This is a genomic window from Micromonospora eburnea (genome assembly GCF_900090225.1).
In the GTDB taxonomy this organism is placed as follows: Bacteria; Actinomycetota; Actinomycetes; order Mycobacteriales; family Micromonosporaceae; genus Micromonospora; species Micromonospora eburnea.
In genome coordinates, this window is the sequence record NZ_FMHY01000002.1 from 4890013 (window position 1) to 4911371 (window position 21359).

Below are 21359 nucleotides of genomic sequence, written 5' to 3' on the forward strand. Positions count from 1 at the left end.
ACATCCACGGTGCGAGGCTCCTGTTGTCGACCGGTTGTGGCGGCGCTGTGGGCGCGACGGCCACTGCCCAGAGGAAGCGAGAAGTGGTTTGTCGTCGGCAATCCCGGCGAGTTCGCCCGACGTCAGCGAATGCTGGGCCGCCTTCCGGCGGGCGCATCACGACCTCGGCTTCGATCCGCCCGCCAAGCCGGTCGCCGTCAGCCGGCAGCAGGGCCGACGGGGTGCTCGCCGCCGAATAACTGGTGGGCGGTGCCAACCCAGGCCCGCCGGCGTAGTGTGCGCTTCGGTGCGCCCGGGACGGCGCAGGGTTCATGGGTATCTGCGGGAGGCGCGTGAGGCGCTGCTCGGAAAGCTCGACGGGCTGTCGGAGTACGACGTACGGCGCCCGCCCGTGTGGACCGGGACGAAACTGCTCGGGCTGGTCAAGCACGTGGCCTTGGTGGCCGCCGGGTATTTCGGCGAGGTGTTCGACCGCCCCTTTCCGAACCCGTCGCAGGCCTGGACGAGCACGCCGAGTCGAACGCAAACATGTGGGCCGCAGCCGACGAGTCCCGCGACGACGTCATCGGCCTTTGGCACCGAGTCTGGGCACACGCGGACGCGACAATCGAGGCGCTCCCGATCGACGCGCCCGGCTCGGTGCGGTGGTGGCAACACACGCCGGTGACGCTGCACCTCATCCTCGTGCACGTGCCTGCTGCGTCAGTGCTGCTCATCCGCCGCACCGCAGCACCGGCGAGCCGGCCTTCTACCTGTGCTGGTCACCCCGCCCGGTGCCCCTGCACACCCTCGGCAGGGTGGCCGGATCCCGCTGGAGCATCGAGGAGTTGTTCCAGGCCGGCAAAGGCCAGGTCGGCCTGGACCTCTACCAGGTCCGCAGCTGGAGCGGCTGGCACCGCTTCGTCACCCTGGCCATGCTCGCCCTGGCCGTCCTGACCATCCTCGCCGCCCAGCAACCCGACACCGACCCGGAACTCATCGCACTGACCGTCGCCGAGATCCGCCGATTCCTCAACGCCCTCGTCCTCACCGCATCGCTACCCCCAGGGCACATCCTGCACCGGTCGATCTGGCGACGAACATCCCAAGCCCGAGCCCGCCGATCCCGCTACCAGCGCAGGCAGGCCAAGTGACGTTGGAGTGTTAGAAGCTACTGACCAACTTGACGAATGCGTCGTCGATTTTCGTCGGGTCCCGGGCGTCAAACGCCTTGCCCGCGGACGCTTTGGCGATCCGGTCCAGGGTCGCGAAATCGGACTGCTCGTCGAAGGCGATGCAAAAAATCTTGACCGGCCGTTCCGGATCCAGCGCGACATCCTGAAGTAGTCGGTCGAGCTTGTTGTCCTTGTTGTACTCGTTTTTGCCGTCTGTCAGTACGACCACCGCGTTGATTCGGGACTGGTCATAGTGGTCGAGCATGTGCCGGTGTGCCGCTCGTACGGTGGCGTACAAAGCGGTGTTGCCTCCGACATGAAGGTTGTTGATCTTGCCGGTGAGGGCCTTCTGGTCGAACGCCGACAGTCGGACCTCCTCGCTGTAGGGCGAACGCGGCCGTTGTGGCGTCTCGGAGGAAAACGACCAGAGTGCGACCTGGTCCTCGGAGTTCAACAGGCCGAAGCCTTTGGCGGCGGCCGTGGTCGCTACCTGGAACCTGCTCCGGCCACCGATCTTGGCGTTCATGGAGCCGGACGTGTCAACGGCGACGAGGATGTTCGCCTTCTTGCGCAGCGTGCCCCAGTTGGCGAGGATCGCCTTGACCACGGTCGGGTCTGGCGGGTCGAAGTAGGTGAGATCCGGGCCTGCCCCGCGCCCGCCGACGGAGGCGACCAGCGGGCCGGACGCGTTCCGCTCGTGGTCGCGGAACCCGAGCCGGCTGAAGCTCCGCTGTTGTGGCGGCTCCTGAAGGAACGCCAGAAAGTCGGCGGCGCCGGCACGTTGCTCCTGGCTGGCCGAAGGGAGGACCACGTACGGGTGGTCGAGGTTGAACGTGCCCTCCTTCGGATACACCGCGACCAGCGGGACCTTGGGCTTTTCGCCCGGGGTCGGACTCAGCTTCCCCTCGTTGTACTGGTAGACCAATTCCTCCTGTGTCACGATCGCGCTCATATCGGTCAGAACCTGCGTCCCGGCGCCGGACAGATCCGCTTCGGCGAGGTTTTTCAGCAGGTCCACCACGTCGTCGCTGTAGTGGGACACGTTGGCCTCGATGCGGCGGACGAACTGGGTCACCCTCGGATTTGCCAGGTCGCTCTCGGTGAGGTCGCTGGCCCGGTTGATGGCCGCGTAGTACGTCGCGATGATGGCCGCCAGCCCGGAGGTGGACAGATTCGGGTTGACCTTGCCGAACGCGAACCGCCCCCACTCGGGGCGACCGAAGGTGGCCCAGCCCGTCTGCCCGGACAAGCCCAGGATCTCGCCCCAGCCGAGCTGACCCTGTTGTTGGAGCAGCTCTCCCTTTGGCCGCGGCATGGCGATGACCAGCGGGCTGTTCGCCACCGACGGGTACGGGCCGGAGGTCTGCGCCGGGCGCCCCGCGGCCTCGTCCAGCAACTTCAACTGCCCGGTCCACAGGGTCGACGTCGGCATCCACACCTGCGGTCGTGGGAGATTGGGCTGCTTGGCAGTCCAATCGCCGGCCAGCGCGTCCGTCGCCGCACCGGAGGTGAGGCCGTGCACGGTCACGGCGGCGCAGCGGCCACCAAAACGCCGATTACTCTTGTTGTACCGCTCGGCCAGCTCACCAAGCAGCACGTCCTTCTCAACCGACGAGCTGACCTCCAGCGGCGTGCACCCGGCGTCTGCCGCTGGCCGGACGATCAGGTAGGCCGCCACGACGACCGCGGCTCCGGCCACGATGGCTGCGGCGTACGGCAACCACGGCCGGGCAGCGGATCGACCTGAAACCATTGGTCCTCCAGGGTATCGGCTGACGGTACCGGCATCAGCCATAGTGCAGCACCGTACCGGTGTAACTCGACTCGCTGGCACAACGCCACGAGCCTGACGATCTGCGCCCTGCATGCACGGCTGGCCGATCGGCGCCGGAGGTGACGACACATGTGCATCGCAGACGACCTGGAACGTGCCGTCGACACCTGCCTCAGCCCCGCTCGGCCGGACGGGACTGCGGCGAGGTGTGGTCTCGCCCCGTCCGGCCGACGGGATGGCTGTACCACAGCTGCCCTTGTGAATCAGGCCCGTGGGCAGTCAGAAGCTGCTGACCAGCTTCACAAACGCCTCGTCGATCCTCGCGGGATCGGTGGCGTCGAACGCCTTGCCTGAAGACGCCTTGGCAATGCGGTCCAAGGTGGCGAAGTCTGATTCCCGGTCGAAGGCGATGCAGAACACCTTGACCGGGCGCCGGGGGTCTAGCTCGACATCGGCAAGCAACCGGGCCAGGTCGTTGTCTCGGCTGTACTCGTTCTTGCCGTCGGTCAACACGACCACAGCGTTGATCCGTTGCGGGTCATACCGGTCGAGTACGTACTGATGGGCGGCCCGGACCGTCGCGTAGAGTGCGGTACCCCCTCCGGCACGCAAGGCGGCGGTTCGACTGTTGATCCGCTTCTGGTCGAAGTCGCCGAGCCGGACCTCCTCACGGTACGGGCCGGTGGGCCGCTGCGGGGTCTCCGAGGAGAACGACCAGAGCCCGACCCGGTCCTCCGCGTTGAGCAACGCGAGCCCCTTGCCCGCCGCCGCGGAGGCGACCTGGAGGCGGGTACGGTTGCCAACCGCCGCTTCCATCGAACCCGAGGTGTCCAGCACGATCAGGATGTTGGCCTTCTTGCGCAGCGTGCTCCACCCGCCGAGCATCGCCTCGACCACCTGCGGGTCCGGCGGCTCGAAGTAGGTCAGCCCACCGGTGGGCTCGGTGCCGACGCTGGCGAGCAGCTGCGCGGAGGCCCGGCGCTCGTGGTTCCGGAACCCGAGGCGGGCAAAACTCTCCTGCTGCACATCATCGGTCAGGAACGCCAGGAAGTCGGCTGCCGCCGCACGCTGACGCTCATCGGCGGACGGCAGCACCACGAACGGGTGATCCAGGTTGAAGGTGCCTTCCCTCGGGTGGACCGCGACCAGTGGCACGCTCGGCCGCCGGCCCTGCTCCTGGCCGTCCTGCCGCGGGCTCAGCCTGCCCTCGTTGTACAGGTAAACCAGTTCCTCCTGCATGACGATGGCACTCATGTCGTCCCTGCTGCTGCCCCTACCGACCAGATCGGCTTCGGCGAGGTCTCGTAACAGGTCCACCACATCGTCGCTGTAGTGCGACACGTTGGCCTCGATCCGCCGTACGAACTGGGTCACCGCCGGGTTGGCCAGGTCGGACCGTGTCAGATCGCTGGACCGGTTAACGGCGGCGTAGTAGGTGGCAATGGTCGCCGCCAGCCCGGAGGTGGACAGGTTCGGATTGTCCTTGCCGAAGGTGAAGCGGCCCCACTCCGGCTTGCCGAAGTCCGCCCAACCCGCCCGCCCTGAGAGGCCCAGGATCTCCCCCCACCCCAGCGGCCCGCGCTGGCGCACCAGGTCGCCCTTGGGCTGCGGCATCGCGATCACCAACGGGCTGTTGGCGATCGACGGGTAGCGGTCCGGGGTCTGCGGTGCCCGCCCAGCGGCCTGGTCCAGCCGCCGAAGCTGGCCGGTCCACAGGCTCGACGTCGGCAACCAGACCTGCGGCTTCGGCAGGCCGGTACCGCCCCAGCCGGCGGCCAGTTCCTCGGCTGCCTTACCCGAGGTCAGCGCGCTGACGTGCACCCGGGCGCAGCCGCCACCATCGAGCGACCTGCCACTGCCGTTATACCGCTCGGCCAGCTCGACCAGCAGCGCTGCCTTTTCCGTCGAGGAATTGACCTCCAGGCTGATGGTGCAGTCGGCGCGGGGACGGCCGCCCGCGTCCCGCTGCCGCACGAACGCGAACGTCCCGGCGATGACCAGCAGCCCGGCGGTGACGGCGGCGGTGTATGGCAACCACTGTCGGGTACGCGTTGGGGCTGGGGCCATGGGGACCTCCTCCTTGGCGATCAACTGATGGCAGTCAACCTATCGACTCAGCCCACGCGCGCGAGACCCGCGTGCGGTCGTCACGGGCGGTCGGACCGGCCGGCGAGTGCTGCCGCGACCAGCAGCCGAACCACATAGACCACGACGAAGGTGGCCGCGCCGGCCGCCGCGGCCTTACCCACCGCGCTCGACGCGACGTAGCCGGCGGCGGCGCCGACAGAGCCGAGGAAGATCGCGATCGAAATGCCTCCGGCGTCGACGGACTCGCGGCGGAGACGCCACCCCCAGCCACCATCGACCTCAGCCGATGCACCGAATGCCGACACCGAGGAGCGACCCCGCGGCACCGGTTGGATCTGGGTAGATGCCGGCCAGTTCTGCGGCAACGTCGGCGCGGGCAGCGGCTGATTCGGCGTCGGCGCGCTGGCGGTCTCATTACCCATCTTGAGCACGGTCTCCCGGCGAAGCGGGCCGGTGACTCTGGCGTCCTGCCTGAGCAGCCGCATCAGTACATGCTCGGCCTCCGGCCGGTCCGCCGGTTCCTTGGCCAGGCATTGCCGGATCAGTTCGTCGAGACCCGGAGGCAGCGGCGACAGGTCAGGCGGCTCGTTCAGCACCCGGTGCATCACCGCGAAGAGCGAGTCGTTGCCGAACGGTGGCCGACCACCGGCGGCGAAGGCGATCGTGGCGGCCCAGGCGAAGATGTCGCAGGGCGGGCCGACGGAATCGTTGCGGAACCGCTCCGGCGCCATGTACGCGGTGGTACCCATCACCCGGCTGGTCACCGTCTCGGTTACGCCCAACGCACGCGCGATGCCGAAGTCGATCACCCGCGGGCCGTCGCGGCCGAGTACCACATTGTCCGGCTTCAGGTCGCAGTGAACGACATCGGAGCGGTGGATCGCCGCGAGCGCCGTGGCGGTGCCGACGGCGAGCCGGTGCAACTCGTTGCCGGCGACCGGGCCGTGCTCGCGTACGTGCCGGTGCAAGGTCGGACCCTCGATGAACTCACTGACCACGTAGGGCCGTTCACCGTCCACCTCAGCGAAGAGCACCTGCGCAGTGCAGAAGGGGGCAACGCGCCGCGCCGCCGCGATTTCCTTCATGAACTGCGATCGTGCCCGGGGGTCACTCAGGTCGATGTTGATCATCTTGACCGCCACCCTGGTACCCTGGCCGTCATCGCCGAGGTACACCACTCCCTGGCCGCCCGCGCCCAGCCGACCGACCAGTCGATAGGGACCGGCAGTGACCGGATCGTGCGTCCACAGTGGGGTTAGCCCCGGCACTGGCGCGCCGGCCAGTCCTGTCATCCCGACTCCATCACCATCATGTCCCGGCCCACCGGGCGGCGGAGGACACCGGTCATGGTGCCATGCCCCCGCCGCCTGGACGATGGCGTCCGACCGACCGTTCCTGGTCGACCATCACAAGGGCGGCATGACCCTCGACAACAGCCGAGGGAACGGGCCATTCTCCTGAACTCGGCGGGCGCCAGGACATCCGGCGGTGAGCCACAAGAACGCGGTCTGGAAGGCCGCTTCTATTCCCTCGGCGAACTCGCGGCTGGAGTACCAATACTCCAGTCGTAGCTGGTTGATTCGGTGTCTTCGCTGGTAGTGGGCTTGTTTGGCGCGGTACTGGTGTCGGCGTCGCCATCGTGACCATCGATAGATGGCACGCCGAGTTACGCCTGGGCACCGGGGTCAGAAGCGGGCGCAAACGCGCCGCCAGGCTGATGCGCCAGGCCGGGCTGCAGGGCTTCTGCCGGCGCTGCCGTCACGACTGCAAGGTGCGCGAGTTGAATGCGTGAGTGGATGCCGAGCTTCCGGTAGACGCGGGTGAGGTTTGCTTCGACTGCTTTGACACTGATGGTGAGGGCGGTGGCGATGTCGCGGTTGCTCGCTCCGCTGGCGGCGAGCTCGGCGCAACGCTGTTCGGCGGAGGTGAGGCGGCGGAGCGTACTGCTGTGTGCGGGAACGGGCTCCAGTTGGTGGAGGGTGCGGGTGGCGGCTTCGATCCAGGGGTGTGCCTGGTGCGTGCTGAAGAGGTCGGCGGCGCTCTGCGCGGCGGTGCGGGCGCTGGCGCGTCGGCGTCCGCGTCGTTCGGTGTGGCTGAGGGCCAGCAGGGTTCGGCCGCGTTCGATGGGCAGGTGGCGGAGGCGGTCGGCTGCGGCGGTGAGGCGGTCGGCGGCCGCATCGTAGTTGCCCAGGGTGGCTTCTAGGAGTGCCTGGGAGCGGTCGAGCGCGGGGAGGACACAGCTTCTACCTAGATCAGTCGCGGTTTCACGGGTGTCGGTCAGCAGTTCGCGGGCTTGGTCGAGGTAGCCGAGGGAGATGAGGGCTTGGGCAAGGTCGGCGTGCCAGCGCAGGACGGACGGGTCGCGGACCTGCTGGCGATTTTCAAGTGCACGGACCTCTTCCAGCGCCTCCAGGGCTTCTTTCGAACGCCCGGTGACCAGGAGAAAATGTCCGAGGGCGAAGAGGTTTCGGGAGAGGAAGATTTTGTTGTCCTCCCGCCGGGAAATGTCCGCCCCGCGGCGTGCGTGAGCGAGGGCGGAGTCGGTGCACGAGGCGGTGCCCTCGACCAGGGCGGAGGTGTAGCACGCCGGGGCGGGGTCCAAGGCGGCTCTGTCGGTAAGTGACAGGGCGCGGCCGGCGTAGTCGAGGGCCAGTCCGCACCGTCCGGCGCGGATCTCAACTTCGGCGAGGCTGCGCAGGACATCCACGGTGCCTTCGGCGTCTCCGGTCCGCTCGGCTTCGACGAGCAGGGGCAGCAGTGCGCTGCGGGCTTCGTTCAGACGGTCGTCGAAGATGGCGTGCCGGGCGGAGAGCTGTTCGGGTGTGGCGTTGACGGGGATGTGAGTGCTGCGTGGCAGGGACAGGGCGTGGCCGAGCGTGGTCTCGGCTTGGGGGCGGCCGAGGATGCGTTGGATGCGGGCCTGCATCGTGAGGGCCATGGCGGTGGTGGCGGTGTCGCCAGCGTTCCGGGCGAGGCTGGCGGCCCGGGCGGCCTGGGCACATGCCCGGTCGGGATTGCCGTTGACGTTGGCCCAGATCGCCTGGCGGATGAGGATCTGCGCGGTCAGGTCCGGATGTCCGGCTGCTTCGTGCAGTGCGTCGGCGAACAGCTTGTCGCCGTTGTACAGGTGTTGTCCGCCTGAGTCGATCAGGGCGATGAGAGCGTTGACGCGGTTGGCGGGGCTGCTGTCGTGGTGCAGGACGAGGCGGACGGCAGCCTGGCCGCGGGGCAGGTCGCCGTTGTGGGCGGCGTCGCGGACGGCGGTCAGCGCCCGTTCGGTGAGCAGGTCGGCGTCGGCCTTCGGGGTGCGTTCGGCGGCGAGCAGAGAGAGCTCGGCCGCTAGTGCGGGTTCTCCGCGCAGCCGGGCGCGGGCGGCGGCACGGTCGGCGCGGTCGGCCGACTGCGGGTCGTTGGTGTCGGCCGCCAGCGTGGTGTGACGGTCGCGGCGGATGCTGTCGCGGCTGGCTTCGGCCAGGCGGGCGTGCAGGAGCCTGCGTGTGGCGACTGGCGGTCGGGCCGCGAGTTCGGCGCCGATCGCGGAGGCGGCGAACCGGATCTTCCCGTCGGCCTGCCCGATGTTGATCAGTCCGGCTGCCTCGGCCTCGGCTAGGAGGTTCTCGGCGGGCGGGCCGGCGAGGCGGCTCAGCAGTTCGCGGTCGGGTCGGTCGTCGAGTGCGGCGACCGTCAACAGTTCCTGAACTTCGGCCGACACAGTGCCCAGCCATTCGTTCACCAGTCGGCGGGCGGCCGGCGGCAGGACTAGGTCGTCTACGGCAAGGGGTCACTTGTGTGACTGCTCCGAACTCACAGCGGGCAGCGGAAGCGGCGTGTCCGCCACCGGTAACCGACGGGCGGGCATCGACGACACGTGGACCGCCCGGGAACGGCGGAGTAGACGGGTCCGACCCAGGGCTTTGAGGTGGTGATCGGTCGAGGAAGGTGAGACGAGGTCAACCCCGACGCCAACTGCCCACGCCCTACCGAGGCCGCCAGGTCAGACGGACCGAGGGGCGTGGCGACACCGCCCGACGCAGCCCGCCGGCGGGGGCACTTCCCGACCGAGCAGGCCGCGATGAAGGCCCTATACCTCGTCGTTCAGCAGAAATGCCGGGGCGGCGGGAGTATCACCGGCCGGGTCTACGGTTGGACCAAGGCCCTCAACGCCCTGATCCTCGCCTACGGCGACCGGATCACCATCTAACAACCTCGATCACACCACAGGCCCAAACACGGAAACCGACATACTCCCTCGCCCGAACCTTCTCACGCGTTGACCCAGTTACCCAACGTCGCGTCATGGATCCCCGGATCACGGGCCACGGCCGCGATCGGCTTACCAGTCTCGATCACCATCTGCACAGCCTCGACCTTGAACTGCGGGCTGAACCGACGACGCTGCTCGGGCATGGACTCATCCTCTCAACTCGGAGGACATGTCCAGGATCCTTGGTACACCTCAATCTGATCAGGACGGGTCCGGGAGGACACGTGGGGGCGGCTCTGCAATCCAGCGCGGCCGACCCGAACCCCGAGATCGACACTTCGGAAAAGTTACTTCCCGGACCCGCCAACCCCCAGCCTAGAACAACCCTCGCCGCAGCCTCTCCGCCTCCACGATTGCCACGGCCAGTCCGGCCTCGGCCAGCCGGCCCGGCCGCCACCTCGCCGCCCGGGCCGGCGCCGATCACCACCACGTCAAAATTCTGCATGCCTGGATGCTCGTCACGGCAGGCACCCGATCGCCCCGGGGTGCCCCTGGTCCTGCACCCTGGGGTGCCCGGTGAGCCCGGGCGGGGCGGCCCCGGGCGTGCGGAGGGCCGGAATGTCCTGCCCAGGGTCTCTCCCAGGGGCGGTCGGCCGGTACGGGCGATCAGAGTGACTCCGGTAGCCGGAAAGCTGAAAGAAAGTGGGCGTGCATGAAGCGGTGTGTGAATAGTTCCCAGCGAAGGAACAGGCAGGCCAGCCGAAACCGCGGCCCGGCTGCTCATCGACACCTTGTCGCGCGCGATCCAAGACCGTCAGATGTTCAGGTTTCGGCGTTGATGCATGCGCCCGTCCCTGTCGAGTTCGATGACCGTGTCGACGCCGATCCGCTCGAGGAACGCGAAGTCGTGGCTGACGATGAGGAGCGCTCCGCGGTACGCGTCGAGAGCTTCCGCGAGCTGTTCGACGCTGGCGATGTCGAGGTTGTTCGTCGGCTCGTCCAAGACCAGCAGTTGAGCCGGCGGCTCAGCCAGGAGGAGCCGTGCGAGGGAGACGCGGAACCGCTCGCCGCCGGAGAGCGTGCGAAGCGGCCGATCGACGCTGTCGCCACGTAGGAGTAGGCGGGCGAGTTGGTTGCGGATCGTACCCGCCGGTGTCCCCGGCGCTACCGCTTGCACGTTCGACATAGCGCTGGCGTCGTCATCGAGCCCGTCGAGACGCTGCGGAAGGTAGCCGACCAGCTCTGTCACCAGGCGCCCGTGCGGTCGATCGGGGGTAGGAGCCGTGCCGTGCACGAGCTGTTCGATCAGAGTCGACTTTCCGGTGCCGTTGGCGCCGACGAGCGCGACTCGCTCCGGCCCCTGGATCACGATGGTGCGGTCCTGGTCCTCCAGCTCCGCGAGGCGCCGTCCGCGCGGGACGTCGGGATCGGGCAGGACGAGATGGATGTGTTCCTCTTCGCGGACGCGGGCATCCGCAGCGTCGACGGCGGCTTGGGCCGCCTGAACCTTGTCGTCGAGCGTGGAGCGCAACGAGCCCGCCGATGCCTGAGCCTTGCTGGCGCGGTTGCCGGCCAGGATCTTCGGGATGCCACCGTCCCTCTGGGTCTTCTTCGCGGTGCGCTCCCTGCGCGCTAGTTTCGTCTCGGCCTCGACACGCTGCCGCTTTTCCACCTTGAGCGCCTGCTGAGCCGACCGCGCAGCCTGGACCGCCGCCGCTTGCTCCTGCTCCTGATGTTCCTTCCACGCGCTGTAGGGGCCGCCGAAGGTGTCGAGCGTGCCACCGTAGAGCTCGGTGGTGTTGTCCATGTGCTCCAGCAGCTCGAGGTCGTGGCTGACCACCACGAGCGTTCCGGGCCACTGGTCGACGAGCTCGGCGAGCTTGGCGCGCGTGGGCCGGTCGAGGTTGTTGGTGGGCTCGTCGAGGAGGGTGATCGGGGTACGGCGGATGCGCAAGCCGGTGATCGCGATGAGCATCGCCTCCCCGCCGGAGACCTCGGCCACGCGACGGTCGAGGTCTGCGGCGGCGAATCCGATCTGGTGGAGAGCCTCGTCGGCGCGGGATTCGATGTCCCAGGCGTCTCCGATGGTGTCGAAGTGTCGCTCGTCGACGTCGCCGGTCTCGATGGCCCTCATCGCGGCGATGATCCCGTCGATTCCGAGGAGTTCGGCGATCGTCGTCTCGTGCCGGAGCGTGAGCGTCTGCGGTAGGTATCCGACCTCACCGATGGTGTCGATCTGCCCGGCGGTCGGCCGCAGGACGCCTGCAATGAGCCGAAGCAGGGTCGACTTCCCGGCGCCGTTGCGGCCGATCAGGCTGGTACGGCCAATGTCAAACGTGCCGTTGGCGTCGGAGAGCGCAACGGCCCCGTCCGGCCATTCGAAAGTCAGATCGCGGAGTGTGATCGCGGACTTCGTAGACATGGTTGGTGTTTCTCTTCTTTCGTCCCGTCAGCTGTGGACAGGTGTGACTGGGATCAGTTCGGTGTCGATGGGAGCGGCGACCGAAGGGGTCGCGGCGAGGTACTTGCCGTGGAGCTGCCCGCAGGCAGCGTCGATGCCGGTGCCGAACTGGCGGCGCCTGGTCGCGTGCACACCCCGCACGGTGAGCCCGCGCACGAAGTCGTCCACTCGGTTGGAGGAGGGGGTGCGGTATTCCGGCGCCGCACCGACCGCCTCGTTGTAGCGGATGACGCTGACATGGAACAGCTCGGGTCGGGACCGCGCGTGGACCAGTTCGGCGAGAACGGCGAGGTGCTCGTCGCTTTCGTTGACGTCGGCGATGAGCAGATAGGCGAGGTAGACCTTTCGGCGGTTCGTGGCGGCATGCCGGTCGAGGATGTCGAGGTTCCACGTGAGCGGGAACCGTTCCTCGAGGGGAATGATGCGTGCCCGCTCCTGCGTGAACGGCGAGTGCACGGACAGGGTGATCGTCACCTGCGGGTGCTCGTCGACCAGGCGTGCCAGGTTCGGCGCGAACCCCACGGTCGACACGGTGACCCGACGTGCGGACATCCCCGCGTATCCGGCGTCGGTCAGCAGGGTGAGCGCGTCGAACACGTAGGGGTTGGCGAGCGGCTCTCCCATTCCCATGAACGCGACGCTCGCGGGCCTTGGCAGCCCTTCGCGGGTCCAGTGCGGGTGCATCACCTGCGCGACGATCTCGTCGGCGGTGAGATTGCGGACCAGGCCCACCGCGCCGGTCGCGCAGAAGGTGCAGCCCAGGCCGCACCCGGCCTGCGATGAGATGCACATGGAGTCCCATCCGGCTCGATAGTGCGAGACGACGGTCTCGATGCGGGCACCGCTGTCGGACGCGAAGAGCACCTTCTCGACCTGCTCGTCTCGCTGCACTTCCAACGGGGTCAGCGGATGCAGCCGCGGGCCAAACTGCTCTGCAAGATCGGCGCGCAGGCTGGCCGGCAGTGCGTGGACGTCGGCGAACGTCTCGGCCGTCGAGCTCTGCCACGCGGTGATGAGCTGGCGGAATCGGAACGCCGGGGCGCCGGTCTGCGCAAGATGATCGCAAATGCGCATCCAGCGGCTCCCCTTGGTGAGGACGGTGTTCACGAGTCACCGCCCTTGGGAGGAACGACCTCGCGACCCCGGTAGAAGCCGCAGTGCTGGCAGGCGCGGTGCGGCGGCGTGGGCTTGCCGCAGGCGGGATTCGTGCAGGTGGTGAGCGCCGGAGCGCTGGTCTTCCAGTGGGCGCGACGGTGGCGGGCTCGGGAACGCGACGTGCGGTGCTGCATGGCAATGGCCTTTCGTGAGTGGTTGTGGCTGCCAGCGGAGCTGGCGGGACAACCGACCACGGGCCGTGAGCCGATGCAGCGAGAGATTCGACCGGACCTGCCGAGGCGCCATCCACCTGCGGCGTCAGGCCGCTGCCCGGGTGACGGGCGATGGACGGATGAGTACGGAGGGGATCGAAGTCGCGCGTTCGCAGGCACGCACTCTGGACCGAGGTCGGTGCGGTGCGAACGTGCCGGCGAGGTTCACGCAGGGATGTCGACGCCCGGGGTGGGCGGACTCGCGCTGCGTTAGGGGAACGATCATTCACCGATGCGGAAGCTGCCCGCACGAGTGAAAGCCACCGGCAGTTCGGTGGCTAGATTCTGTCGACCTCAATCATTCCCATGTCACCCATCGTATCAGCCCATGATCGTCCGCCCAAACGCACCCGGGGGCGGGGAGGGGTTCTTCCACCCCCTCCCCGCACACGTGGGCTTACTGCGCGTCCGTCGCGCGGCGGTCGCGATTCATGAGCCCCTCCCTCAGACTCGGCTGGCCGCGTCCGTCGGGTGAGCGCTTGACCAACTCAGTGTTGAAGCAGGACGCTGCACCCACTCTGACCTGCAGATACGAGAACCCGCAGGTGGAGGCGGGTGCAGTTGAGCGCCGGTGGCGCCACACGTGCTCATCGACGCCGATCGCGTTGACGCCGTCGAGCCGGTGAGGGTCGTCGATCAAGGTCCGATTGCCTTCGGCGCAAGGACGGCGTCGTTGGCGGTGCTCCACGCCACCCCGAGTCTCTCGGCGACGCGGGCAACAGTCAGATGCTGGACCACGATCCCTTCCAGCGCCCAACGCAACCCGCGACGCGAGAGCTTCGCCCGCGGCTCGGCGGCCGTTGTGGTGTCTTGGCGCCACGCGTGCCCGCAGTCGGCACATCGGTAGCGGCGCACGACGACCTCGAGCATTGTGGGTCGCCAACCCAGCGGTTCGTGCGCCAGGCGCCGGACGACGGTGTCCCGCGGATTGCCCTCGCAGCCGCAACGTCGGCACCACTGGTCCGGTTCGACAACGCGGCAGGCAAGAACCGCGCGGTCGGGTTCGAGCCGCTGCCCGGTGACGACGAGGCCGAGCTCGTCGAGGCGGCAGAAGGGTGGTCAGATCAGCGCAGGCAGAGCCCGCAGCAAAGGTAGCGTCGTGCACGTGGTCTGCAGGTGCCTTGGAGCGTCAGCGTCCTCTGCGCATGTAGGCGCGGAGCGACAGCGGGGCGAAGATCACCAGTAGCGCGGCCGACCAGAGCAGGACGGTGGTCACCGGATGTGCGAGTGGCCAGGCTACGTTTCCGGACGGGGCGCCCGGGTTGCCGAACAGCTCCCGGGTGGCGGCGGTGAGCGCGCTGACCGGGTTCCAGTCGGCGAGGAAGCGCAGCCAGCCCGGCATGCCGTCGGTTGGGACAAACGCGTTGGACAGCATCGTGAACGGCAGGCCCAGCGGCACCATGGCGTCGGCGACCTGGTCGTTCTTCACCGCCAGGCCCACATAGACGCCCACCCAGCTCAGCGCGTACCGCAGCACGATCATCAGCAGGAACGCCTGGGCCGTGGGGATCAGGCCGCGGTGCGGCTGCCAGCCCACCAGCAGGCCCGTGCCTATCATGATGGCCAGCATCAGCAGGCCGGTCAGCAGGTCGGCGCCGGTCTGCCCGAATGGCACCGCCAAGCGCGCCATCGGCATGGAGCGGAACCGGTCCATCACACCGCGGGAGGCGTCGCTGGCCGTCCGCGTCATGACCCCCAGCCACGCGGAGAAGGTGACCATCGCGAACAGGCCTGGCATGAGGTACTCGCGGTAGTCGCCACCGGGCACCTGGATCGCGCTGCCGAAGACGTACCCGAACAGCACCACCATGATGGCCGGGAAGATCAGCGCGGCGACAATCTGCCCAGGTTCTTGCCGCAGCCGTCCCAGCTCGCGGCCGATCAGGGTCAGCCCGTCGGTGAGCGTCCAGCGCAGGCGACTCGGCGTTGAGGTGAGGGTGGTCATCGGACGGGCTCCTTGCGGTCGGTGAGGCGTAGGAACACCTCGTCGAGGGTGGGGCGGCGCAAGCTCACGTCGGCGGCGGCGACTCCGGCGTGGTCAAGCTCGCGCACGATGTCGGCAAGGCGGAGGCCGGTGGCGGGCAGGGCGACGCTGAGCCCGTCGGCGTCGGTCGTCGTGGGTTCGGTGCCGGTGAGGGTGTTCAGGACGGTCATCGCCGCAGGCAGCGCGGCGGGGTCTTCGAGGGTGACGTCGAGGCGGTCCCCGATCGTGGCCTTCAGCTCGTCGGGCGTGCCGGTGGCGATCACCCGCCCGTGGTCGATGACGGCGATGTCGTTGGCCAGGTGGTCGGCCTCGTCCAGGTATTGCGTGGTGAGCAGCACCGTGGTGCCATCGGCCACCAGCTCGCGGATGCTGTCCCAGATCTCGCCGCGGCTGCGTGGATCCAGGCCGGTGGTGGGCTCGTCCAGGAAGAGCACCTTGGGGCGCAGGATGAGGCTGGTGATCAGGTCGAGTCGACGGCGCATGCCGCCGGAGTAGCCGGCGACCGGGCGGTCGGCTGCGTCCATCAGGCCGAAGCGCTCGAGCAGCTCGTCGGCCCGCCGGTGCGCCTCGCGGCGGGGCAGGTGGTAGAGGCGCCCGAACATGCGCAGGTTGCCGCGGCCGGTGAGCTTCTCGTCCACGGCGGCGTACTGGCCGGCGAGCCCGATCCGCTCGCGCACTTTGCCGGCGTCGCGGACGACGTCGTATCCGGCGATGCGGGCGTGTCCGGCGTCGGGATCGGACAGGGTCGCCAGGATGCGCACCGCGGTCGTCTTCCCGGCGCCGTTGGGCCCGAGCACGCCGCAGACCGTTCCTCTCGGAACGCTCAGGTCCAGCCCCCGTAATGCATGAGTGTCGCCGAAGGACTTGTGTAGCCCCTCAGCGGCCACGATCGGATCCGCCATGATCCCCCCACTGGGTACGTTGTACGCGGTTATGGCGGCCAGATTAAGGGACTGGGTACTATGTACGCAACCAGGAGGGTGGAACGGTGGCCGACGCCGAGTACGTGAACATCTGGATGCGACCCGAACGCCCGGCCTACGGGCCGAAGCCGGCCTACAGCCGCGCGCAGATCACCGAGGCGGCGATCCGGATCGCCGACGCCGAAGGGATGGAGGCCGCCACCATGCGGCGGATCGCCGCCGAGATCGGCGCCGGCGCAATGTCGCTCTACCGGTACGTCCCGAGCCGCGACAACCTGGTCGAACTCATGGCCGACCGGGTGATGGGCGAGATCGACGTCACGGGCATGCCCTCGGGCGACTGGCGAGCCGACCTGACCCGCTACGCCGACGGGCTGCGGGCCATGTGGCTGAGGCACCCGTGGATCGCCACCGTGCAGCGGTCACTGCCCAGCTTCGGCCCCAACCAACTGCTCTTGATCGAACGGCTGACGGGAGTGCTCGACGCCTTTGTTTCCATCGACGAGAACCTCGGCCTCATAGCCATGCTGAACAGCTACATCGAAGGCACCGTCCGCGAGGAGATCAGCTCGGCCAAGGAATTCCGCCGCATCGGGCTCAGCGAGTCGGAGTGGATGGCGCGGAGCTACCCATACGTCGACCAGCTGGTGAAGAGCGGCAAGTACCCGATGTTCACCAAGATCGTGATGGAGGCGCGCCAGCCGCACCTGAGCCGCGACGACCAGTTCCGGAACGGGCTCCAGCGCATCCTCGACTGCATCGCCGCAGCCCTCCCATCAAACGGCCGAGTCTCCGAAGGCTCCCGCGATTGACCTCAAGTCCACCGTTGAGAAGTGACGATAGGAACGACATCGACGTTGACGGCATCGACATCGCAAGGATTTGACCGCTCTGCTCGGCGGGGCCTCCGGCGATTGAGATGCGCGGTCGACGGCGACTGACGCGCCGACCCAGCCCTACACCCTCAACTGAGAAGAGCCGTTAAGACCTTGGAGCGTCTCGTAACTTCGCTTCGAAGATTGCGGCCAACGATGCCCGAGAGAGTTCGTCTTCGTTTAGGCCTGCCCACTCACTCACCGATTTTCGAGTCAGCATCTTCGCCGGGGCCCTGACGGCGGCCCCGGTACCGCGTCGACGCCCGGGTACAGCAGGCGGTGACGGAACGTTTCGTGGACGCCGCGCTCGGCGGCGACCTGCAGGAGCTGCTGCGGATCCTCGCCCCTGACGTGACCCTGTGGACGGACGGCGGTGGCAAGGGGCCGGCGACGAGTCTTCGGCCGGTGCACGGCAGCGTCGCCGTCGCGAAACTGCTCGTGGCAGTCGCCGCGAACGTCCCCGGATCTGCCGTGGTCCGGTACCGCCGGGTCAACGGCGACCCATCCGCGCTGGTGTTCACCGGCGACTCGCCGCTGGCCGTACTGGTCCTCGACCTCACCCCGGACGGCCACCGGGTGCGCGGCGTCTACTCGGTCACCAACCCCGACAAGCTGGCGCGAATCCCACGCGACTCGGCGCTGTGACGCCTGGCCGCGAGGCCGCCCGTCTCACTTTTTCGTCGCTGAGGGCGTACAGCAATCCACATACGGGAAGGGCCGGCCAGCTTGGCCGGCCCTTCCCGTTTTTTCAGGACTCGACGTCGAGGTCGCCGCCGCCGGTGCGGATCGAGACCGACGGGGACGGGTACGAGCCCGGCGGCAGGTGCAGGGTGGTCCGGCCGCCGCCGCTGTCCACGGCCAGACTCGCCGGGGCCGTGTCCAGGCGCACCGCGACGTCGCCGCCCGCGGAGCGGATGTCGAGGCCCGCGACGGTGCCGCGGACATGCACCGCGCCGCCGTCGCTGGCCAGCCGGATCGTGAGGCCGGCCGGGATCTCGACGCGGTACGTGATGCCGCACGCGCCGTGGTGGCCGCCGCAGCCCGCCGTCGCCAGGGCGACCACGCCGTCGTGGACGTCGAGCGTGGCGTGCGGCGCCTTGCCGGTGTAGGTGGCGGTCTCGGTCACCCGCATCGCGCCCGTGGTGGGCACGAGCGTGATGTCGCCGCCGGAGCTGGTGATCTCCAGGCGGGTCGCCGGGCCGGGGATGTCGCGGGTCGTCGTGGTGGTGGAGGTGGGGCCGGAGCAGGCGGTGGTGCTCAGGGCGAGCGCGACCAGGGCGAGCGCGATCGGCGGGAACTTCCTCATGGCAGCAGCAGCCCCCAGTAGAGCGCCCACGGCAGGAAGGCCGCGGCGCCGATGTTCAGGACCGCCAGCCGGACCCGGTCGCGGTCCTGGCGCCATGCGGCCAGGGTCATGACCGCGGCGATGACGGTGACCAGCGCAGCGGCCTGTAGCGCGAGCCACACCACCGGGCGGCCGTTCACGACCGGGCCGACGTCAACACCCTTCCAGCCGGTGCTGGACTCGACGGCGAACAGGTAGGCGACGAACCCCAGCGCGGTCACCAGGCCCGCCGCGCCGAAGACGGTGGCCGGCCGGCGGGCCGCGGCCGGCCGGCGGACCAGCGCCGACACGAACGCCGCCAGCAGCACGACCAGGGCGGTGAGCTGGGCGGGCCAGCCCTCCCACCAGGCCGAGGGTTCGAGGTCGGTACTGCGCACAGCCTGCTCCGGCAGCGCATCCGAAGCGCCGGCCGGTGTCCGGCCCGACGCGACCTCGCGGACCCAGGCGCCGACCAGGTCGGCGTACCCGGGCACCAGTTCGTCGGTGTAGTCCCCGGCGGCGTCGCGCACGTGCAGCGCATGGCCGGCACCGGGCAGGATCCGCAGCGCGAACGGGCCGGGGATGTTCGCCCGCAGGACCGAAGCGCTCTCGGCCGCCGGCACTTGCTCGTCGGCACCGCCGTAGACGGCCAGGACCGGCTGATGCAACGCGCGCAGGGCGGGCACGGGGTCGTAGTACGGCTCGGCGAACAGGCCGGCGTCGGCGGAGAGCCGGTGGGCGCGGTCGGTCAGCGTGGTGGCGAACGAGCCCGTGACGCCGGCGCGAGCGACCTTGTTGCGCATGTTCCAGTTCTGCGTGCGCAGCGGGGGCAGGCCCGGCGCGGACGCGGCGACCAGGAAGGCGGCGCCGGAGCGGCCGGCGGCGATCGGCGCCACCCAGCCGCCCTCGCTGATGCCCCAGATCCCGACGTAGCGCGGATCCACCTCCGGCCGCCCGCGCAGCAGCTCGTAGCCGTGGACGGCGTCGCCGGCCAGCTGGGCGTAGTCGCGGTGGGTCTTGGTGTAGCCGCGGTACCGCTTGTCGTACGCGAGCACCGCGATACCCTGCCGCGCGAACGCCTCGGCCTCCGGCGCGACCTCGGACCGGGGCGCCTCGCCGGAGCCCGCGACGAGGACCAGCCCGGGCAGCGGGCCGGTGGCGTCGCGCGGCGTGTACAGCGTGGCGGCGAGCCGCTGGCCGTCGTCGGTGGTGAAGGAGAGCTCGGCCGTGTTCAGGTCGGTGGCCGCGGCGGCCGGGCGGATCGGGATCAGGACGGCGGCGAGGACCGCCGCCAGGGACAACAGGGCGCGTCGAAACATGCCCATAGCCTCTCGATCTTCGGCATTCGGCACATCGCCGCGCGGAGCCGACCGAGATCACCGCCGCCGGTGAGCGTCACTCACCCGGCAGGATGAGCCCCGACTCGTACGCCACGACCACCGCCTGCACGCGATCGCGCAGCTGCAGCTTGCTCAGCACGTTGCTCACGTGGGTCTTGACGGTGTGCTCGCTGAGCGTCAGCGCGACGGCGATCTCGGCGTTGGACAGCCCCCGCCCGACCAGCGCGAGGATCTCCCGCTCCCGCCCGCTGAGCTGGGCCATCGCCGGCGGTTCGATGGTGGCGGGCCGCCGGTTGCGCACCGCATCGTGGATCAGCCGCGTGGTGACCGACGGCGCGAGCAGCGATTCGCCAGCCGCGACGATGCGAACGGCCGCGAGCAGCTCCGCCCGGCGCACGTCCTTGAGCAGGAAGCCGCTGGCCCCGGCGCGCAGGGCGCCGTAGACGTACTCGTCCTGGTCGAACGTCGTGAGCACGAGCACCCGGGTGTCGGTCTCGGCGCAGACCAGGCGGGTCGCCTCGACGCCGTCCATGAGCGGCATCCGGATGTCGACGACGAGCACGTCGGGGCGGTGCCTGCGGACCGCGGCCACCGCCTCCGCGCCGTCGCCCGCCTCGCCCACCACGGTCAGGTCGTCCTCGGCGTCGATGATCGCGGCGAACGCGCCGCGGATGAGCTCCTGGTCGTCGGCGACGACGACGGTCGTGGCGCTCATCGGACGGCCGCCGGCAGGCTCGCCTCGACCCGGAACCCCTTGCCGCCCGCCCCCGCGCCCCACCGCGCCTGCCCGCCGCAGGCAGCCGCGCGCTCGGCGATGCCGGTGAGCCCGCGCCCAGCGCCGTCGGCTCCGGTCCCGGCACCGTCGCCTCTGGCGCCGACGCCGTCGTCGGTGACGCGGACGGTGAGGCCGTCGCCGGTCCAGGCGAGCGCCACGTCGACGCGCACCGCGCCGTGGTCCGGCCGGGCGTGTTTCAGCACGTTCGTGAGCCCTTCCTGCACGATCCGGTAGGCGGCGGCCTCGACGTCCGCCGGGAGCTTTCGCGGTTCGCCGGCTTCTGCCAGGTGCACCGCGATAAATCCAGGTCTTTCCACGCTATTCGTCAGGTCCGGCAGCCCCGCCAGCGTCGGCGCGGGCACCAGCTCGTTCCGGCCGTCGCCGAGCACCCCGAGGACGCGTCGCAGCTGCGCCATCGCCTCCCGCCCGGCCCCCGCGATCGCGTCGAACGACGCGGTGACCCGGGCGTCGTCCCGCCCGACGAACACCGGCCCGGCCTCCGCCTGCGCGATCATGACGCTCATCCCGTGCCCGAGGACGTCGTGCATCTCCCGCGCGATCCGTGCCCGCTCAAGCGCGGCCTCCAACTCCCGCGCCCGCTCCAGGTGCCGCGCCCGCTCCTTGAGCGCCGCGGTCTGCGCGCCACGCGCGGCCCAGGCGCGCCCGAGCGCGTAGACGGTCACCCACAGCAACACCCCGCGGGCCGCCGTGTCGAGCGCCCCGGTGAGCAGCACCGCCCCCCACCCGATGAACACGAGTGCCGTGATCCGCTGCCACCACGGCGCCTGGGCGGCGAGCGTGAACAGGGCGAGCAGCGCCCCGTACCAGATCGGCTGCGGCGCCCCTTGCGGAAAGAACGCGTACAGCCCGGCCCCGGCCTCGGTCGCGATGAGCACAGCGAACGGCGCCTTGCGCCGCCATACGACAGGCACGGTGGACAGCAGGATCGGCAGAAACATCGCCGGCTCCCACCCGTCGTGTCCCGGCGCCGGTCGGTTCGACACGAACGGCGCGAGCTGCGCCAGCAACACCGCCACCATGAGCGCGACGTCGCCCAGCACGGGCGGAACCCGCCACCTCATCACAAGAC

At 69.4% G+C, this 21359-nt stretch carries 17 protein-coding genes and 5 pseudogenes; 7 read left to right on the top strand and 15 right to left on the bottom strand.

Features of this window, described 5'->3' with window-relative positions:
- Positions 1 to 286 precede the first annotated feature (286 nt).
- The 3 pseudogenes from GA0070604_RS34360 to GA0070604_RS34370 form a co-directional block, all read left to right on the top strand.
- Positions 287 to 430, top strand: a pseudogene (locus GA0070604_RS34360) (mycothiol transferase); the annotation flags it as partial.
- 98 nt (positions 431 to 528) lie between these two features.
- Positions 529 to 633 (top strand): annotated as a pseudogene (locus tag GA0070604_RS34365) (hypothetical protein); the annotation flags it as partial.
- 89 nt (positions 634 to 722) lie between these two features.
- A pseudogene (locus tag GA0070604_RS34370) lies at positions 723 to 1133 on the top strand (IS701 family transposase); the annotation flags it as partial.
- Between the two features lie 10 nt (positions 1134 to 1143).
- Here the strand turns inward: GA0070604_RS34370 and GA0070604_RS21050 are convergent.
- The 3 genes from GA0070604_RS21050 to GA0070604_RS21060 form a co-directional block, all read right to left on the bottom strand.
- Complete coding sequence (locus GA0070604_RS21050; RefSeq protein WP_244162035.1) at positions 1144 to 2907, bottom strand: vWA domain-containing protein; 1764 nt, start codon at positions 2905 to 2907, stop codon at positions 1144 to 1146.
- A 300-nt stretch (positions 2908 to 3207) separates the two neighbouring features.
- Positions 3208 to 4995 carry a vWA domain-containing protein gene (locus GA0070604_RS21055; protein ID WP_091127302.1) on the bottom strand — a complete coding sequence of 596 codons (1788 nt, stop codon included), beginning with the start codon at positions 4993 to 4995 and terminating at the stop codon, positions 3208 to 3210.
- Between the two features lie 80 nt (positions 4996 to 5075).
- The gene (locus GA0070604_RS21060) at positions 5076 to 6308 is read right to left on the bottom strand and encodes a serine/threonine-protein kinase (RefSeq protein WP_091121139.1); all 1233 of its coding nucleotides are present in this window, start codon (positions 6306 to 6308) and stop codon (positions 5076 to 5078) included.
- 347 nt (positions 6309 to 6655) lie between these two features.
- Between GA0070604_RS21060 and GA0070604_RS34375 the strand changes: the two genes are divergently transcribed.
- Positions 6656 to 6808, top strand: a complete 153-nt coding sequence (locus tag GA0070604_RS34375) for an IS3 family transposase (RefSeq protein ID WP_377593274.1) — start codon at positions 6656 to 6658, stop codon at positions 6806 to 6808.
- Here the strand turns inward: GA0070604_RS34375 and GA0070604_RS34380 are convergent.
- A pseudogene (locus GA0070604_RS34380) lies at positions 6794 to 7954 on the bottom strand (helix-turn-helix transcriptional regulator); the annotation flags it as partial. The gene GA0070604_RS34375 and the pseudogene GA0070604_RS34380 overlap by 15 nt on opposite strands.
- A 1074-nt stretch (positions 7955 to 9028) precedes the next feature.
- Between GA0070604_RS34380 and GA0070604_RS21070 the strand changes: the two are divergent.
- On the top strand, positions 9029 to 9217 hold the full coding sequence (locus GA0070604_RS21070; RefSeq protein ID WP_091121147.1) for a hypothetical protein: 189 nt from the start codon (positions 9029 to 9031) through the stop codon (positions 9215 to 9217).
- A gap of 62 nt (positions 9218 to 9279) precedes the next feature.
- On the opposite strand, the gene GA0070604_RS21075 is transcribed toward GA0070604_RS21070, so the two are convergent.
- From GA0070604_RS21075 to GA0070604_RS21105, 7 genes and pseudogenes are all read right to left on the bottom strand, one after another.
- Entirely contained in the window at positions 9280 to 9423 is a 144-nt protein-coding gene (locus GA0070604_RS21075; protein WP_091121150.1) for a transposase, read from the bottom strand.
- A 611-nt stretch (positions 9424 to 10034) separates the two neighbouring features.
- Entirely contained in the window at positions 10035 to 11642 is a 1608-nt protein-coding gene (locus tag GA0070604_RS21080; RefSeq protein ID WP_091121153.1) for an ABC-F family ATP-binding cassette domain-containing protein, read from the bottom strand.
- Between the two features lie 27 nt (positions 11643 to 11669).
- A complete protein-coding gene (locus tag GA0070604_RS21085; protein ID WP_208602144.1) occupies positions 11670 to 12788 on the bottom strand; it encodes a radical SAM protein in 1119 nt (372 codons plus the stop codon).
- Positions 12785 to 12970, bottom strand: a complete 186-nt coding sequence (gene rpmF / locus GA0070604_RS21090) for a 50S ribosomal protein L32 (RefSeq protein ID WP_091121157.1) — start codon at positions 12968 to 12970, stop codon at positions 12785 to 12787. Before rpmF ends, GA0070604_RS21085 begins: the two co-directional genes overlap by 4 nt.
- A gap of 642 nt (positions 12971 to 13612) precedes the next feature.
- Positions 13613 to 14153, bottom strand: a pseudogene (locus GA0070604_RS21095) (transposase); the annotation flags it as partial.
- Positions 14154 to 14177: 24 nt separating this feature from the next.
- Positions 14178 to 14993: an ABC transporter permease gene (locus GA0070604_RS21100; RefSeq protein ID WP_091121161.1), complete on the bottom strand. Its 816-nt coding sequence runs from the start codon at positions 14991 to 14993 to the stop codon at positions 14178 to 14180.
- Positions 14990 to 15934, bottom strand: coding sequence for an ATP-binding cassette domain-containing protein (locus GA0070604_RS21105; protein ID WP_091121165.1), 945 nt, complete (start codon positions 15932 to 15934; stop codon positions 14990 to 14992). Before GA0070604_RS21105 ends, GA0070604_RS21100 begins: the two co-directional genes overlap by 4 nt.
- A gap of 86 nt (positions 15935 to 16020) precedes the next feature.
- Between GA0070604_RS21105 and GA0070604_RS21110 the strand changes: the two genes are divergently transcribed.
- Together GA0070604_RS21110 and GA0070604_RS21115 are read left to right on the top strand one after the other, a co-directional pair.
- A complete protein-coding gene (locus GA0070604_RS21110) occupies positions 16021 to 16767 on the top strand; it encodes a TetR/AcrR family transcriptional regulator (protein ID WP_091121168.1) in 747 nt (248 codons plus the stop codon).
- A gap of 342 nt (positions 16768 to 17109) precedes the next feature.
- Entirely contained in the window at positions 17110 to 17475 is a 366-nt protein-coding gene (locus GA0070604_RS21115) for a sigma-70 family RNA polymerase sigma factor family protein (RefSeq protein ID WP_091121171.1), read from the top strand.
- A 103-nt stretch (positions 17476 to 17578) separates the two neighbouring features.
- Here GA0070604_RS21115 and GA0070604_RS21120 read toward each other — a convergent pair whose 3' ends face one another.
- The 4 genes from GA0070604_RS21120 to GA0070604_RS21135 all read right to left on the bottom strand — a co-directional run bounded on the left by GA0070604_RS21120 (position 17579) and on the right by GA0070604_RS21135 (position 21351).
- The gene (locus tag GA0070604_RS21120; protein WP_091121175.1) at positions 17579 to 18136 is read right to left on the bottom strand and encodes a hypothetical protein; all 558 of its coding nucleotides are present in this window, start codon (positions 18134 to 18136) and stop codon (positions 17579 to 17581) included.
- Complete coding sequence (locus GA0070604_RS21125) at positions 18133 to 19473, bottom strand: alpha/beta hydrolase family protein (RefSeq protein ID WP_167363550.1); 1341 nt, start codon at positions 19471 to 19473, stop codon at positions 18133 to 18135. Before GA0070604_RS21125 ends, GA0070604_RS21120 begins: the two co-directional genes overlap by 4 nt.
- 76 nt (positions 19474 to 19549) lie before the next feature.
- Positions 19550 to 20209 carry a response regulator gene (locus GA0070604_RS21130; protein ID WP_091121180.1) on the bottom strand — a complete coding sequence of 220 codons (660 nt, stop codon included), beginning with the start codon at positions 20207 to 20209 and terminating at the stop codon, positions 19550 to 19552.
- Positions 20206 to 21351, bottom strand: a complete 1146-nt coding sequence (locus GA0070604_RS21135) for a sensor histidine kinase (RefSeq protein WP_091121184.1) — start codon at positions 21349 to 21351, stop codon at positions 20206 to 20208. Before GA0070604_RS21135 ends, GA0070604_RS21130 begins: the two co-directional genes overlap by 4 nt.
- Positions 21352 to 21359 lie beyond the last annotated feature (8 nt).

Bases quoted from the DNA above. Each gene is read 5' to 3' on its own strand.
- rpmF (WP_091121157.1), bottom strand. From the start codon at position 12,970: ATGCAGCACCGCACGTCGCGTTCCCGAGCCCGCCACCGTCGCGCCCAC.
- GA0070604_RS21060 (WP_091121139.1), bottom strand. From the start codon at position 6,308: ATGACAGGACTGGCCGGCGCGCCAGTGCCGGGGCTAACCCCACTGTGG.
- GA0070604_RS21135 (WP_091121184.1), bottom strand. From the start codon at position 21,351: ATGAGGTGGCGGGTTCCGCCCGTGCTGGGCGACGTCGCGCTCATGGTG.
- GA0070604_RS21050 (WP_244162035.1), bottom strand. From the start codon at position 2,907: ATGGTTTCAGGTCGATCCGCTGCCCGGCCGTGGTTGCCGTACGCCGCA.
- GA0070604_RS21125 (WP_167363550.1), bottom strand. From the start codon at position 19,473: ATGTTTCGACGCGCCCTGTTGTCCCTGGCGGCGGTCCTCGCCGCCGTC.
- GA0070604_RS21080 (WP_091121153.1), bottom strand. From the start codon at position 11,642: ATGTCTACGAAGTCCGCGATCACACTCCGCGATCTGACTTTCGAATGG.
- GA0070604_RS21100 (WP_091121161.1), bottom strand. From the start codon at position 14,993: ATGACCACCCTCACCTCAACGCCGAGTCGCCTGCGCTGGACGCTCACC.
- GA0070604_RS21120 (WP_091121175.1), bottom strand. From the start codon at position 18,136: ATGAGGAAGTTCCCGCCGATCGCGCTCGCCCTGGTCGCGCTCGCCCTG.
- GA0070604_RS21075 (WP_091121150.1), bottom strand. From the start codon at position 9,423: ATGCCCGAGCAGCGTCGTCGGTTCAGCCCGCAGTTCAAGGTCGAGGCT.
- GA0070604_RS21105 (WP_091121165.1), bottom strand. From the start codon at position 15,934: ATGGCGGATCCGATCGTGGCCGCTGAGGGGCTACACAAGTCCTTCGGC.
- GA0070604_RS21130 (WP_091121180.1), bottom strand. From the start codon at position 20,209: ATGAGCGCCACGACCGTCGTCGTCGCCGACGACCAGGAGCTCATCCGC.
- GA0070604_RS21055 (WP_091127302.1), bottom strand. From the start codon at position 4,995: ATGGCCCCAGCCCCAACGCGTACCCGACAGTGGTTGCCATACACCGCC.